At 56.9% G+C, this 13,606-nt stretch carries 14 protein-coding genes; 3 read left to right on the top strand and 11 right to left on the bottom strand.

All coding sequences use genetic code 11. The features are described 5' to 3' along the window. Positions 1-8: 8 nt before the first annotated feature. From HWQ15_RS10895 to pmbA, 5 genes are all read right to left on the bottom strand, one after another. Positions 9-308, bottom strand: coding sequence for a DUF4312 family protein (locus HWQ15_RS10895; protein WP_006810338.1), 300 nt, complete (start codon positions 306-308; stop codon positions 9-11). A 2-nt stretch (positions 309-310) separates the two neighbouring features. After that, the gene (locus tag HWQ15_RS10890; RefSeq protein WP_006810339.1) at positions 311-673 is read right to left on the bottom strand and encodes an SFCGS family glycine-rich protein; all 363 of its coding nucleotides are present in this window, start codon (positions 671-673) and stop codon (positions 311-313) included. A gap of 10 nt (positions 674-683) precedes the next feature. Further along, a complete protein-coding gene (locus HWQ15_RS10885; protein WP_026080657.1) occupies positions 684-1,022 on the bottom strand; it encodes a PRD domain-containing protein in 339 nt (112 codons plus the stop codon). Positions 1,023-1,332: 310 nt separating this feature from the next. Continuing rightward, positions 1,333-1,719, bottom strand: a complete 387-nt coding sequence (gene cybC, locus HWQ15_RS10880) for a cytochrome b562 (protein WP_022646861.1) — start codon at positions 1,717-1,719, stop codon at positions 1,333-1,335. 42 nt (positions 1,720-1,761) lie between these two features. Then, positions 1,762-3,114: a metalloprotease PmbA gene (pmbA, locus tag HWQ15_RS10875; protein ID WP_023299182.1), complete on the bottom strand. Its 1,353-nt coding sequence runs from the start codon at positions 3,112-3,114 to the stop codon at positions 1,762-1,764. A gap of 95 nt (positions 3,115-3,209) precedes the next feature. Between pmbA and yjgA the strand changes: the two genes are divergently transcribed. After that, positions 3,210-3,761: a ribosome biogenesis factor YjgA gene (yjgA, locus tag HWQ15_RS10870; protein ID WP_003856072.1), complete on the top strand. Its 552-nt coding sequence runs from the start codon at positions 3,210-3,212 to the stop codon at positions 3,759-3,761. A gap of 86 nt (positions 3,762-3,847) precedes the next feature. On the opposite strand, the gene mpl is transcribed toward yjgA, so the two are convergent. After that, positions 3,848-5,221: a UDP-N-acetylmuramate:L-alanyl-gamma-D-glutamyl-meso-diaminopimelate ligase gene (mpl, locus tag HWQ15_RS10865; protein WP_022646859.1), complete on the bottom strand. Its 1,374-nt coding sequence runs from the start codon at positions 5,219-5,221 to the stop codon at positions 3,848-3,850. Between the two features lie 179 nt (positions 5,222-5,400). On the opposite strand from mpl, the gene fbp reads away from it, so the two are divergent. Beyond that, positions 5,401-6,399: a class 1 fructose-bisphosphatase gene (gene fbp / locus HWQ15_RS10860; RefSeq protein ID WP_022646858.1), complete on the top strand. Its 999-nt coding sequence runs from the start codon at positions 5,401-5,403 to the stop codon at positions 6,397-6,399. A 39-nt stretch (positions 6,400-6,438) separates the two neighbouring features. On the opposite strand, the gene HWQ15_RS10855 is transcribed toward fbp, so the two are convergent. The 5 genes from HWQ15_RS10855 to ytfQ form a co-directional block, all read right to left on the bottom strand. After that, a complete protein-coding gene (locus HWQ15_RS10855) occupies positions 6,439-8,007 on the bottom strand; it encodes a methyl-accepting chemotaxis protein (RefSeq protein WP_063148816.1) in 1,569 nt (522 codons plus the stop codon). Positions 8,008-8,100: 93 nt separating this feature from the next. Then, positions 8,101-9,102, bottom strand: coding sequence for a galactofuranose ABC transporter, permease protein YjfF (gene yjfF / locus HWQ15_RS10850; protein WP_022646856.1), 1,002 nt, complete (start codon positions 9,100-9,102; stop codon positions 8,101-8,103). Then, positions 9,089-10,114, bottom strand: coding sequence for a galactofuranose ABC transporter, ATP-binding protein YtfT (gene ytfT / locus HWQ15_RS10845; RefSeq protein WP_161496795.1), 1,026 nt, complete (start codon positions 10,112-10,114; stop codon positions 9,089-9,091). The genes yjfF and ytfT overlap by 14 nt, the downstream gene beginning before the upstream one ends. A gap of 10 nt (positions 10,115-10,124) precedes the next feature. Then, positions 10,125-11,627 (bottom strand): galactofuranose ABC transporter, ATP-binding protein YtfR, encoded by a 1,503-nt coding sequence (ytfR, locus tag HWQ15_RS10840; protein ID WP_063148815.1) that lies wholly within the window; start codon positions 11,625-11,627, stop codon positions 10,125-10,127. 102 nt (positions 11,628-11,729) lie between these two features. After that, positions 11,730-12,686, bottom strand: coding sequence for a galactofuranose ABC transporter substrate-binding protein YtfQ (gene ytfQ / locus HWQ15_RS10835; protein ID WP_046621030.1), 957 nt, complete (start codon positions 12,684-12,686; stop codon positions 11,730-11,732). A 309-nt stretch (positions 12,687-12,995) separates the two neighbouring features. On the opposite strand from ytfQ, the gene ppa reads away from it, so the two are divergent. Beyond that, on the top strand, positions 12,996-13,526 hold the full coding sequence (ppa, locus tag HWQ15_RS10830; protein ID WP_006810347.1) for an inorganic diphosphatase: 531 nt from the start codon (positions 12,996-12,998) through the stop codon (positions 13,524-13,526). The last annotated feature ends 80 nt before the right edge of the window (positions 13,527-13,606 follow it).

The following is a 13,606-nucleotide window of genomic DNA, read 5'->3' as shown; positions in this document are numbered from 1 at the left end:
ATGAATAATCAGCGTTGCGTGACGAAATCCACCTGGTCGAGATTGATGGCGGTCACGTTGACGGTCACATCCAGCTCCACGCTGTAGGTGCGTCTTTCCCGACGCAGAAAGAAGAACAAAAACGCTTCTTTTCGCACCGCTTCTTGCGCCTGAACAACCTGCACATCCTGTGGCTCAATACGCAGTAAGATATGCGGTGAGGCTTTCATCACCGCGGCCTGTACGTGGTTGAGGGCGTCGGCAAAGGCGCGCGCTTTGGCGTCGCCCTTCCCCTTCACTCTCACCGTGGTCGTGAACTGTTCTTTCATGCTTACGCGCCGTATTTCTTCTGCCACGCCTGTACCAGACGCTCGCCCAGCTCTTCTTTATCCATAAAGCCAAAGCCCAGCACGTTGCAGCCTTCGTTGATAGCGGTCACCCCCTCATCCACGGAGCGCATGCCGTATTTGGCCTTGTAGCCGTATTTGGTTTGGGCGGTGATGGCACCCGCGCCGCCGCTGCCGCAGAACGAGATCCCGAAGGTGGCGTTTTCTGCTTTCATCACGTCACCGAGCTTCATATCCGCTGCCATGCCCGGTACGACAACCGCGCGTCCGCCGGCTTTTTCCACACCCGCAGCCACTTTCTGACCTTTACCCAGGCGATCGCCAATCACGACTGTAATCTGTTCCATGTGTAGCTCCTTAAAGGTTGTCTTTCGCGACTTCGAAGTGAACGGAGAGCAGCCAGGCTTCTTCATCAGGAAGATTGCCAAACTGCGCTACCACTTCACGGGCAAGTTGCATTGAATCTGGTGAAATTTCGTCGAACAGCTCTGCTTCAACCTCCGGCAGCGGCTCGCCGGTCACGGACCGGTGCGCCATTGCGCGAACGTGGGAGGTCAGCATCTGCTCCTGTACCGCGTTGGGGATGATGTTGTGCCGGGCCAGCAGGGCGTAGACCTGCTGAAGCATGGTGTTCGCGAGCTGTTCTGTTTGCACCGCCTGTTCCCCAACGTCGTTCATTACCGCTCCGTTAATCACTCGTCTTACCCCGTTAATGGCTCTGGAATAAAACTAACGTCGAGGGGGCGTTGTTTGTAGCGAGTTGTTTTCCACTTCGAAGTGGAAAGGCGAGCCGCGGCAGTGATCTGTGCCACATAAATGCGGTGAATCTGGATTAATCGCTGGATTTACGTGATGAATATCACGCTATTACGCGGCACTAAACAGGTAAGCGGAGTGGAAAAGATTACGAGCAGGCTTGTAGAAATGTGATGTGGATAAGGTTTTCTTATGGGGAGGGAGAAGAGTGTGAGCGGGGATGCTTAACGCGCCCCGCTCATCCAGACTATCAACGATACTTTTTGTGATACGCGTTGCGGGTCGCCGCAAACTGGTCGGCTGCCGCCTGGGCTTCCTTCACTTTGCCTTCGTTCGCCAGCTTCAGCGCGCCGTCGATCTGGCCGACCAGCACGTCAAAACCGTGGCGGTAGTCTTTCATCTCGGCGCTGTCCGCCGCTTTGCTTTCCAGCTTCGGCGGCGTCGCTTTTTGCGCATCCAGCGCCGCTTCACGCATTTTGGTCAGTGCGTCTTTCATCTCCGCCGCATCGTCGGTTTTCTGCACCACCTTCAGGTTTTGACTGAGGATGTCCATGTTGTCTTCAAGATCGGCAGCAAACGCAGATGAGCCAAGAACCAGCGTTGAAGCCGCGACGATCGCTAACAGGTGTTTACGCATTGCTCACTTCCTTTTTTATTATAAATCACGCTTTTACGGGGATTATTGCCCGGCGATTTTCATCTCCGGCAGTAATACAGAACCACACTGAATATTGCTGCGTGTTTCAATATCGTTACCGACCGTAACAATATTGCGCCACATGTCCTTGAGGTTGCCGGCGATGGTGATTTCGCTCACCGGATACTGAATTTCACCGTTTTCGACCCAGAAGCCCGCTGCGCCGCGAGAGTAGTCGCCGGTGATACCGCTCACGCCCTGTCCCATCAGCTCGGTGACCACCAGACCGGTGCCCATCTCTTTCAGCATCTGTTCAAAATTCAGGCCCTGTCCGGCAATGCGCCAGTTATGAATGCCGCCCGCGTGCCCGGTGCTTTTCAGCCCCAGCTTACGCGCGGAGTAGTTGGTCAGCAGCCACTGGGTCAGAATGCCGTCTTTAACGATATCCCGGCGCTCCGTGCGCACGCCTTCGCTGTCGAACGGCGTGGAGGCCAGCCCTTTCAGCAGGTGCGGGTGCTCTTCGATGGTCAGCCATTCCGGCAGGATCTGCTTGCCCAGCGAGTCGAGCAGGAAGGTCGATTTACGGTACACCGAACCACCCGCAATCGCCCCCACCAGATGACCAAACAGACCGGTTGCCACTTCGTTGGCAAAAATGACCGGGGCTTTCATGGTGGAGAGTTTACGCGGCGAGAGGCGTGACAGCGTACGTTCGGCGCACTCTTTTCCCACCCACTCCGGAGACTGCAAATCCCCCAGCGCGCGGCCAATGGTATACGCGTAATCACGCTCCATATCGCCGTTCTCTTCGGCGATCACGCAGCTGGAAAGCGAGTGGCGGGTTGAGCAGTACCCCTGCAACATGCCATGGGAGTTACCAAACACTTTGATGCCGTAGTGGCTGTTAAAGCTGCCGCCTTCGGTATTGGTGATGCGTTTGTCAGCCTGCAAAGACGCCTGCTCGGCGCGCGAGGCCAGCTCAATGGCTTCATCCGGGGTCACTTCCGCCGGATGGAACAGATCGAGATCCGGCGCGTCAAACGCCAGCAGCTCTTTATCAGCCACGCCAGCGTAAGGATCCGGGGAGGTGTACCGCGCGATATCCAGCGCCGCCTGCACTGTACGGGCGATAGCATCCGGGCTGAGATCGGTAGACGACGCGCTGCCTTTGCGATTCTGGTGATACACCGTGATCCCCAGCGCGCCATCGCTGTTAAATTCTACATTCTCCACTTCGCCATAGCGGGTGCTCACGCTAATGCCGGTGGTTTTGCTGACCGCCACTTCGGCGCCATCTGATTTACCTGAAGCGAGCATCAGCGCGGTGGAGACGGCTTCTTCCAGGATCTTACGCTGCGCTTCAACTTGTGAGGTTACTTTCATCGCAAATGCCATACTGTAAGAGAGAGTTAAGTGAAGTCTAACAGAGAACCGTTTTTCAGTGCGCGTCTTAACTGGTAACATTAGCCTCTTTTTTTAAGGAGCCTGACATGACTAAGCAGCCCGAAGACTGGCTCGACGACGTTCCCGGTGATGACATCGAAGACGAAGATGATGAGATCATCTGGGTCAGTAAAAGTGAAATTAAACGTGACGCCGAAGAGTTAAAACAGCTTGGCGCAGAAATGGTAGAACTGGGTAAGAACGCGCTGGATAAGATCCCGCTCGACCAGGATCTGCGCGATGCCATTGAACTGGCACAGAAAATCAAGAAAGAAGGGCGTCGCCGCCAGCTTCAGCTTATCGGGAAACTGCTGCGTCAGCGCGATGTTGAGCCGATCCGTCAGGCGCTGGATAAACTTAAGAACCGCCACAACCAGCAGGTTGCGCTGTTCCATAAGCTGGAGCAGATCCGCGACCGTCTGATCGAGCAAGGTGATGACGCGGTACCTGAAGTGCTGAACCTGTGGCCGAATGCCGACCGCCAGCAGCTGCGTTCTTTGATCCGTAACGCGAAGAAAGAGAAAGAAGGGAATAAGCCGCCGAAGTCTGCGCGTCTGATTTTCCAGTATCTGCGCGAGCTGTCTGAGAACGAAGAGTAAACCCCTCACCCCAGCCCTCTCTCCAAAGGGGAGAGGGAGAAGAGATAATGTAGGCCCGGGAAGCGCTAACGCCACCGGGCCTTTTTTTACTCTGCGGCCGCGGCTTTCTTCGCCAGACCGTCCAGCAGCTTCTGATGGATCCCACCAAACCCGCCGTTGCTCATCACCAGAATGTGATCGCCAGGCTGTGCGGCTTTCACCACCATATCCGCTAAGACATCCACGTCCGCACTCCAGTGCGCTGGCTGAATGCAGGCGTCGGCCACTTCGGCCACCTGCCACGGAATATGCTGCGGTTGCAGGAGGAAGACCTCGTCGGCACGCCCTAAGGACGGCGCGAGATCGTCTTTGCATATCCCCATTTTCATGGTGTTCGAACGCGGTTCCAGCACGGCCAGAATGCGCGCGGTGCCGCCAACTTTGCCACGCAATGCGGCAAGCGTCGCCAGAATGGCGGTTGGGTGGTGCGCGAAATCGTCGTACACCGTCACGCCATTCGCTTCACCACGCAGCTCCAGACGGCGGCGGGCGTTAATGAACGAACCCAGCGCATTGGCGGCATCCGCAGGCAGTACGCCCACGTGACGCGCCGCGGCGATCGCCATCAGGCCGTTGTGCATATTGTGCTCGCCCACCAGGCCCCACTTCACTTCGCCCACTTTTTCGCCGTCGAGCAGCACTTCCCATTCGGAAGCATCCGCGTTGAGCTTTTTCGCCTGCCAGTGCCCCTGCTCGCCAACCAGCTCCTGCTCGCTCCAGCACCCCATCGCCATAGTCTGCTTCAGGTTGATGTCGTTCTCCGGCAGGATAATGCGGCCCTGACCCGGAACAATGCGCACCAGATGGTGGAACTGTTTCTGAATCGCTTTCAGGTCGTCAAAGATATCCGCGTGATCGAACTCAAGGTTGTTGAGGATCAGCGTGCGTGGGCAGTAATGCACGAACTTGGAGCGCTTGTCGAAGAACGCGCAGTCGTATTCATCCGCTTCAATCACAAAGAACGGGCTGTCGCCCAGACGCGCGGAGACGTCGAAATTCCCCGGCACGCCGCCGATCACGAACCCCGGCTTGTAGCCGCAGGCTTCGAGGATCCAGGTCGCCATACCGGCGGTGGTGGTTTTGCCGTGCGTCCCGGCAACGGCGACAACCCAGCGGTCGCGCAGGACAAAGTCATGCAGCCACTGCGGGCCAGACATGTACGGGATATTACGTTCCAGCACCGCTTCAACGCATGGATTCCCACGGGTCATGGCGTTACCAACGATCACCAGATCCGGCTGCGGCTCGAGCTGGCTGGCGTCATATCCCTGAATCAGAGAAATCCCCTGCTTCTCCAGCAGCGTGCTCATCGGCGGATACACATTGGCGTCCGAACCTGTCACTTCATGGCCCAGCGAGCGCGCCAGCATTGCCAGTCCGCCCATGAAAGTGCCACAAATCCCCAATATATGAATGCGCATACGTCACTATCCTTCTTCAATGTGGCGCACATTTTACTCACATGTCAGCGGCTGTGAAACGCATTTCAGGTAAATCCGTATTTTGCTGGCGCGATTCACCTCTGCGCTAATATTTGAATGTTTGTTAAGATTGTTGGACATCAACCGCTTTACTCAACATAAGATGCAGGGAAAGTGTTATGAAAACGTTAGGTGAATTTATTGTCGAAAAGCAGCACGAGTTCTCTCATGCTACGGGTGAGCTCACTGCTTTGCTGTCGGCAATAAAGCTGGGCGCTAAGATCATCCACCGCGATATCAACAAGGCCGGTCTGGTCGATATCCTGGGTGCCAGCGGTGCCGAGAACGTTCAGGGTGAGGTTCAGCAGAAACTCGACCTGTTCGCCAATGAAAAACTGAAAGCAGCACTGCGCGCGCGCGACATCGTTGCGGGTATCGCCTCTGAAGAAGAAGATGAGATCGTCGTATTCGAAGGGTGTGAACACGCAAAATACGTTGTTCTGATGGATCCGCTGGACGGCTCCTCCAACATCGACGTTAACGTTTCTGTCGGTACCATTTTCTCCATCTACCGTCGCGTCACCCCGGTTGGCACACCGGTGACGGAAGAAGACTTCCTGCAGCCGGGCAGCAAGCAGGTTGCTGCCGGTTACGTGGTGTATGGCTCATCCACCATGCTGGTGTACACCACCGGCTGCGGCGTGCACGCCTTTACCTACGATCCGTCGCTGGGCGTTTTCTGTCTGAGCCAGGAGCGCATGCGCTTCCCGGAGAAGGGCAATACCTACTCCATCAACGAAGGCAACTACATCCGATTCCCGAATGGCGTGAAGAAGTACATCAAATTCTGCCAGGAAGAGGATAAAGCCACCCAGCGCCCGTACACCTCGCGCTATATCGGCTCGCTGGTGGCGGATTTCCACCGTAACCTGCTGAAGGGTGGTATTTACCTCTACCCAAGCACCGCCAGCCACCCGGACGGAAAACTGCGTCTGCTGTACGAGTGCAACCCGATGGCATTCCTGGCCGAACAGGCAGGCGGCAAAGCGAGTGACGGTAAAGAGCGTATTCTGGATATCGTGCCGGAAAGCCTGCACCAGCGCCGTTCGTTCTTTGTCGGCAACGACCACATGGTGGAAGACGTTGAACGCATGATCCGCGAATTCCCGGACGCGTAACGCGTAAATAGGGGAGCCCGACAGGCTCCCCTATTTTTATCATGCCGTTTGCGCCGTCAGTTTGAAGGATGCCATCGCCTCCATCAGCTCGCGCGATTGTTCCTCCAGGGAACGCGTTGCCGCAGAGGACTGCTGAACCAGCGCCGCATTTTGTTGCGCCGTTTCATCCATCTGATTGACGGCAATGTTAACCTGCTCAATACCGCGGCTCTGCTCCTGAGACGCCGTCGCAATTTCTCGCATCAGTTTGGTCATACGCAGCACTTCAGTGGCGATCTCGTCCATCGTCTCACCGGCCTGTTGCGCCAGCTCGCTGCCCTCGTTCACGTGGGTTTGCGAATCGCTGATAAGCGAGCGGATCTCTTTCGCCGCATCGGCACTGCGGCTGGCGAGATTGCGCACCTCACCCGCCACGACCGCAAAACCCCGTCCCTGCTCGCCCGCGCGCGCCGCTTCCACGGAGGCGTTCAGCGCCAGAATATTGGTCTGGAAGGCAATGCCGTCGATGACGCTCAGGATATCGGCGATGCGCGCCGAGCTGCCGGCGATGTCGCGCATCTTCTCAATGACGTAGCAAACCATTTCGCTGCCATGATCGGCGGTATCGGAGACCGACTGCGCCAGCTGGTGCGCCTGCCCGGCGTTATCGGCGTTAAGTTTCACCGTGGCGGTGATCTCTTCCATGCTGGCGGCCGTCTGTTCCAGCGAGGTGGCGGTGGATTCCGTGCGCTGGGCCAGGTTCAGGTTCCCTGCCGTCAGCTCGCGGCTGCCGGTATCAATCTGCGAGCTGGCGTCACGCACCCGCAGAACGGAGTTCATCAGCGACTGGCGCATCTCTTCGATGACCGCGTTGAGGCGATTAAATTCCTGGCTCGCCGGCGCGTTCAGGGTGTGGGTTAAATCCCCGGCCGCTACGTGCTCCAGCTGGGCAATTGAGGCGGAAAGCGGCTTGAGCAGCATATGGCGCAGCACCAGCCAGGCCAGCACGATAATGCCTGCCGTCAGCAGCGCCGCGACGATAATCAGGATCAGCACACGGGTTTTACTCGCCTGCACGGTGCTCACCTCCGCTTTGCCGCGCGCCTCGCTCCACGTCTGGAACGCCTGCATATCGTTATCAAACTGCTTCGCCACCGGGACCAGCTTGCTTTCCAGCAGATCGTAATAGCCGTCCGCGCTTTGCTCGTTCAGGGCTTTCAGCATCGGGCTGATACCCTGCTGGTTGTACACCGCCAGGCTCGAGGCGACGTTATCCAGCAGCTTTTGTCCCTGCTCATCCGCCACGCCGCCGCCGATCACGCCCTTCAGCGTTTTCTGTGCCAGCGCCACTTCCTGGTTAATGGTTTTGACCGCCCTGGCCGCATCGTCCAGCAGGCCGACCTCCATCATGCGGACGGCCTGACCCGCTTCGTTACGCGCGCGCAGGATCAGCGTATAGCCGGCATTTAGCTGCACCATCTGTTCACCCTGAAGATGATTGATGCGCTGGAGAGAAGCGGAACTTTGCGTAAGGGCATAAATGCCAATGCCGCTGACAATCAGCAGCAGAAGGGTCATAACGGCCAGTAAAGAGAGCAAGCCGGTACGAATCGATAGCGTTTTAAGCATGATGTTATTTCCGGTAGCGAGATATTTCTGGGCATAAAAAAAGAGTATCGACCGCTACCGGAAAATGTTTAGAGTTTAAGCAATTTCAGCATGTTATCGCCCTGTTAAAGATGTATTCACACGGGTAACAGGCGAGCTCTGGCGGTTCTCCCACAGCACCGTCAGGCCGCGCTGGAGCGCGATAAAAATAAACAGCAGAATACCGATGGCGATTTTGGTCCACCAGGAGCTGAGCGTGCCGTCGAAGTTGATGTAGGTCTGAATCAGCCCCTGGATCGCCACGCCAAACAGCGTACCGAGCACCGTCCCTACCCCGCCGCTGAGCAGCGTACCGCCAATCACCACCGAGGCAATGGCGTCAAGCTCAACGCCCACCCCCGCCAGGGCATAGCCTGCCTGGGTGTATACCGAAAACACAATCCCCGCGAGGGTGGCAAGGCCGGTCGAAAGCATATAGATGCGGATGGTGGTGCTGCGCGTGGAAATCCCCATCAGGTTCGCGGACGTGGCGCTGCCGCCAATGGCATAAACCTGGTTACCAAACCGGGTACGGTGAGCGAGGAAGATCCCGATAACCACCACGCCCAGCATCAGCAGCCCCATTGCGCTCAGGCGCCCTCCGCCGGGAATTTTCCACGCCAGGCTGGAGAGCGTGTCGTAGATCGGATGGTTAATCGGAATTGACTCCTCCGACACCAGATAGCTCACGCCGCGCAGGAAGAACATCCCGGCGAGGGTGATGATAAACGCCGGTATTTTCAGCGCGTCGATCAAAAGCCCCATAAAGGCGCCGAACGCGCAGCCCATGACCAGCACCAGCGGAAACGCCAGCAGCGGCGAAATACCCCAAAAGCCAATCGCCTTGGCAAGGAAAACGCCGGTAAAGGCGATCACCGACCCAACGGAGAGATCGATCCCGCCGGAGAGGATCACAAACGTCATGCCGACGGCGATAATGCCTAAAAAGGCGTTGTCGGTCAGGATGTTGCAAATCACCCGCGTGGAGGCGAAGCCCGGGAACTGGGTCAGGCAGTAAAGGTATCCCAGCACGAACACGCCCAGCGTGATCATTAACGGCAAATTACGTTTTATCATGACCGCGGAACCCCTTAATGAGAGTGATAAAGCGCGGCGACTGCACGATAAGTACGATAAGCACCACGACCGCTTTGACGACCTGATTAAGCTCCGGCTGGAACCCGGAGAGCAAAATACCGGTATTCATACCCTGAATAATTAACGCCCCCACCACCGAGAGCAGCAGATTAAAACGTCCGCCCATCAGCGACCCACCGCCGATAACCACCGCGAGGATCGCATCAAGCTCCAGCCAGAGTCCGGCGTTGTTGGCATCCGCCCCGCGAATGTCGGCCGCCACAATCACCCCGGCAATCGCAGCACAGACGCCGCTCAGCACGTAGGTCAGCATCACCATCAGCCGTGTATTTACCCCGGCGTTTTTCGCGGCCCGAATGTTAATCCCCACCGCTTCGATGAACATCCCGAGCGCCGTTTTGCGGGTGAAAAGCCAGAACACCACCAGCGTCACCAGCGCGACGATCACCGGGGTCGGGAAGAACAGAAAATTACCGCTGCCAATCCACGCAAGATTCGGGGAGGTAAAGGTGACGATTTGACCGGAGGTGATAAGCTGCGCCACACCGCGCCCGGCCACCATCAAAATCAACGTCGCGACAAACGGCTGGATCTTGAGCACCGCGACCAGAATGCCGTTCCACAGCCCGGCTAATACACCGGAGCCCAGCGCGGCCAGCAGAACCACCGGCAGGCTGTGCCCGGCAACGGTCATCGAGGCGGCGGTGGCGCCCGCAATCGCCATTACCGCACCGACGGAGAGGTCAATCCCGCCGGTGGCAATCACCAGCGTCATGCCAATCGCCAGCAGCGCCACGGGCGCGGCACGGTTTAAGATGTCGATCGGGCTACCAAACAGGCGGCCATCCTGCACGACGATCTGGAAGAAATGCGGAGCCACCAGGCTATCCACCAGCAGCACCAGCAGCAGCGCCACGATTTGCGGCGTGCCGGTCGGCCAGCTGAAGCGGCGCTTCGCTTCGCCAGTTTGCGAAAGAGAACGGGACATCACATATGACTCCTTACGCCGCGATGGCATTCATGATCGCCGGAACCGACAGTTTATCCAGCGGGATCTCTGCCACCTGCCTGCGATCGCGCATGATGATGACGCGATCGGCATAGCCAACCAGCTCCTCCAGCTCAGACGAGATCACCAGCAGCGCCAGACCGTCGGCGCACAGCGTTTCGATAAGCCGGATGATTTCGGCATGCGCGCCCACGTCGATACCGCGCGTGGGCTCGTCGAGGATCAGGAACTGCGGTTTGGTCAGCAGCCAGCGCGAGAGCAACACCTTCTGCTGATTACCGCCCGAAAGGAACTCGATGGGCTGTTCCGCGCTCGGGGTACGGATACCGAGCTGGCGGATGAAGCGCTCGGCAATGGCGTTCTGCTCGCGCTTAGGGATCGGACGCAGCCAGCCGCGCTGGGCCTGTAGCGCCAGAATGATGTTTTCCCGCACCGAGGCGGCGGCAATAATCCCGTCCGTTTTTCTGTCCTCCGGGCAGAAGCCCACGCCGAGGCACGACGCCTGATGCGGTGAACGTAGCGTTTGCGGTTTGCCTTTGATCAGCGCCGTTCCGCTGTCGGCAGGTTTGATCCCGAAGATCACTTCGGCGGTTTCGGTGCGCCCGGAGCCTAACAGCCCTGCCAGACCCACAATTTCACCGGGGCGTACCTCGAGGTTAAACGGCGCGATGGTCCCTTTTTTGCCGTAATCGTGAAACGCGGCGATCGGTTTTTCGCTCAGCAGCGTGCGGCCCGCACGCTGGAGTGCGTTGGTCTCCAGCTCGCGGCCCAGCATCATTTTGACCAGCTCAATCTGCGGCAGCTCGCGGGTTTCCCGGCAGCCGACAAAGCCGCCGTTGCGCAGCACCGTAATACGGTCGCTTACCTCGTAAACCTGATCGAGGAAGTGCGTAACAAAGATCAGGCTCACGCCCTGATCGCGCAGCTGGCGCATCAGGGTAAAAAGCATCTCCACTTCCTGGGTATCGAGGCTGGCGGTGGGTTCATCGAGGATCAGCACTTTCGCCGAGAGATCGATAGCGCGACAGATCGCCACGATCTGCTGCATCGCCACGGAAAAACGGTTCAGCGGTTCGCGCACGTCGAGAGAGAAGCCATACGATTCCATCAGCTTCGCGGCGCGCGCTTCCATCTCTTTACGGCGCAGCAGGCCAAAACGTCTGGGCTCGCGGCCAATAAACAGGTTATCCGCTACCGACATGTTTGGCAGCAGGTTCACTTCCTGGTAGACCGTGCCGATCCCCAGTTGCTGCGCATGCGCGGTGTTTTTGGGCGAAATAGCATTACCTTCCAGCCAGATAGCGCCGCGATCGGCGTGATAGACCCCGGTCAGGGTTTTAATCAGCGTCGACTTCCCCGCCCCGTTTTCGCCGAGCAACGCCATGATCTCCCCACGCCGCAGGCTGAAATCAACGTTATTCAGCGCCTTAACGCCAGGGAAAAATTTACTCAGGCCCTCTGTGCGGAGGATTTCCTGGTGTTGTTCGGTGGTCATGGTTTCCCCCTGCATTAAGCCGGATGACGCTACGCTTATCCGGCCTACAAATGAGCGTATCGTAGGCCGGGTAAGCGCAGCGCCACCCGGCAATGTCACTGATCAGTAGCCCATATTTTTCTTCTTCTCTAACTCTTCTTTCGCCGTGTCCGGCAGGTAGAGCGTGGATTTGGTGATGGTCAACTTCTCAGGCTGGGTGCCGTCTTTCTTGAATTTCTCCAGCGCATCGAATGCCGGGCCCGCCATGTTCGGCGTCAGCTCCACGCTGGCGTTCGCTTCGCCGTCAATCATCGCTTTGTAGATGTCCGGTACGCCGTCGATCGAGCCGGTGAGAATATCTTTGCCCGGCTTCAGGCCCGCTTCTTTGATGGCCTGGATGGCGCCGATCACCATGTCGTCGTTGTGGGCGTAAACCATGCAGATATTTTTGCCGTTATTTTCTGCCTTGATGAAGCTTTCCATGACCTCTTTACCTTTGCTGCGGGTGAAGTCGCCGGACTGAGAACGGATGATCTTGATGTTTGGTGCTTTGCCGATGGCCTCCGCGAAACCTTTCTTACGGTCGATAGCCACGCTCGCCCCGACGGTGCCCTGCAACTCAACCACGTTACACGGCTTGCCATCCACCTGCTTCACCAGCCAGTCACCAATCAGTTTGCCTTCCAGCACGTTATCGGCGGTGACGGTGGTCATATAGAGAGATTTGTCTTTTACGTCGATGGAACGGTCGAGCAGGAACACAGGAATTTCAGCCTCTTTAGCTTCCTTCAGCACCGGTTCCCAGCCCGTGGCAACAACCGGGGCGATAAAGATGGCATCCACGCCCTGAGCTATAAAAGAGCGCACCGCTTTAATCTGATTCTCTTGCTTTTGCTGACCATCGGCGATTTTCAGGGTAATACCGCGCTTTTCGGCCTCACTTTTCGCCACGTTCGTTTCAGCGGCGCGCCAGCCGGATTCAGATCCGACCTGCGAAAATCCAACGGTTAACGGTGCGGCCATCGCCATAGACGACATGGCTGCCGAAACTGCTGTAACAAGAAGTAAGCGCTTCCACATATGAACGTCCTCGTAGGGTAGGTTATTGTTGGTTAAAAGATGTTCTGCGGATGAACTATAGCCAATGGAATATGTTACGGATTGCGTTACATCACACTTCAGAAAAGTGAATAAAACGTTAATCACAAGTTTGTAATCGCTTTCATTTCCACATTTAAAATGCGGCTGAGTTTATGGATTATCCTGTCATGGAAACGGTCTGAAAAGTGAAAGCGCGAGGGAGATAAGACGAAAACAGGCGAAGACTTTCAGCGCCAGTTGGCTATAATACCTGCCACTTGTTTACCATCCATTTTAAAGGACACCGACATGAGCTTACTCAACGTCCCTGCGGGTAAAGAACTGCCAGAAGACATCTACGTTGTGATCGAAATCCCGGCCAACGCAGATCCAATCAAATACGAAATCGACAAAGACACCGGTGCGCTGTTCGTTGACCGTTTCATGTCTACCGCCATGTTCTATCCGTGCAACTACGGCTACATCAACCACACTCTGTCTCTGGACGGTGATCCGGTTGACGTACTGGTCCCAACGCCATACCCATTGCAGCCAGGCTCCGTCATTCGCTGCCGCCCTGTTGGCGTGCTGAAAATGACTGACGAAGCGGGTGAAGATGCGAAACTGGTTGCCGTACCGCACACCAAGCTGAGCAAAGAGTACGATCACATTAAAGATGTGAACGACCTGCCAGAGCTGCTGAAAGCGCAGATCGCCCACTTCTTCGAGCACTACAAAGATCTCGAAAAAGGCAAATGGGTTAAAGTTGAAGGCTGGGATAACGCAGAAGCGGCGAAAGCAGAAATCATCGCCTCTTTCGAGCGTGCTGCTAAGAAGTAATTCTTACTGCTGATACTAAGCCCCGCGCGTCGGGGCTTTTTTGTGCCTTTCGATGCGCCCGGCGGCGCTACGCTTGCACG

The sequence above is a fragment of the Enterobacter sp. DSM 30060 genome (genome assembly GCF_013375955.1).
Classification (GTDB): domain Bacteria; phylum Pseudomonadota; class Gammaproteobacteria; order Enterobacterales; family Enterobacteriaceae; genus Enterobacter; species Enterobacter intestinihominis.
The sequence above is the reverse complement of the archived record's forward strand: the minus strand, read 5'-3'. Positions and strand labels throughout refer to the sequence as shown.

What these genes read in the sequence shown, in the direction of transcription:
- fbp (WP_022646858.1), top strand. Translation starts at nt 5,401, where the DNA reads ATGAAAACGTTAGGTGAATTTATTGTCGAAAAGCAGCACGAGTTCTCT.
- cybC (WP_022646861.1), bottom strand. Translation starts at nt 1,719, where the DNA reads ATGCGTAAACACCTGTTAGCGATCGTCGCGGCTTCAACGCTGGTTCTT.
- yjgA (WP_003856072.1), top strand. Translation starts at nt 3,210, where the DNA reads ATGACTAAGCAGCCCGAAGACTGGCTCGACGACGTTCCCGGTGATGAC.
- ytfR (WP_063148815.1), bottom strand. Translation starts at nt 11,627, where the DNA reads ATGACCACCGAACAACACCAGGAAATCCTCCGCACAGAGGGCCTGAGT.
- HWQ15_RS10855 (WP_063148816.1), bottom strand. Translation starts at nt 8,007, where the DNA reads ATGCTTAAAACGCTATCGATTCGTACCGGCTTGCTCTCTTTACTGGCC.
- pmbA (WP_023299182.1), bottom strand. Translation starts at nt 3,114, where the DNA reads ATGGCATTTGCGATGAAAGTAACCTCACAAGTTGAAGCGCAGCGTAAG.
- yjfF (WP_022646856.1), bottom strand. Translation starts at nt 9,102, where the DNA reads ATGATAAAACGTAATTTGCCGTTAATGATCACGCTGGGCGTGTTCGTG.
- ppa (WP_006810347.1), top strand. Translation starts at nt 12,996, where the DNA reads ATGAGCTTACTCAACGTCCCTGCGGGTAAAGAACTGCCAGAAGACATC.
- mpl (WP_022646859.1), bottom strand. Translation starts at nt 5,221, where the DNA reads ATGCGCATTCATATATTGGGGATTTGTGGCACTTTCATGGGCGGACTG.
- ytfQ (WP_046621030.1), bottom strand. Translation starts at nt 12,686, where the DNA reads ATGTGGAAGCGCTTACTTCTTGTTACAGCAGTTTCGGCAGCCATGTCG.
- HWQ15_RS10890 (WP_006810339.1), bottom strand. Translation starts at nt 673, where the DNA reads ATGGAACAGATTACAGTCGTGATTGGCGATCGCCTGGGTAAAGGTCAG.
- HWQ15_RS10895 (WP_006810338.1), bottom strand. Translation starts at nt 308, where the DNA reads ATGAAAGAACAGTTCACGACCACGGTGAGAGTGAAGGGGAAGGGCGAC.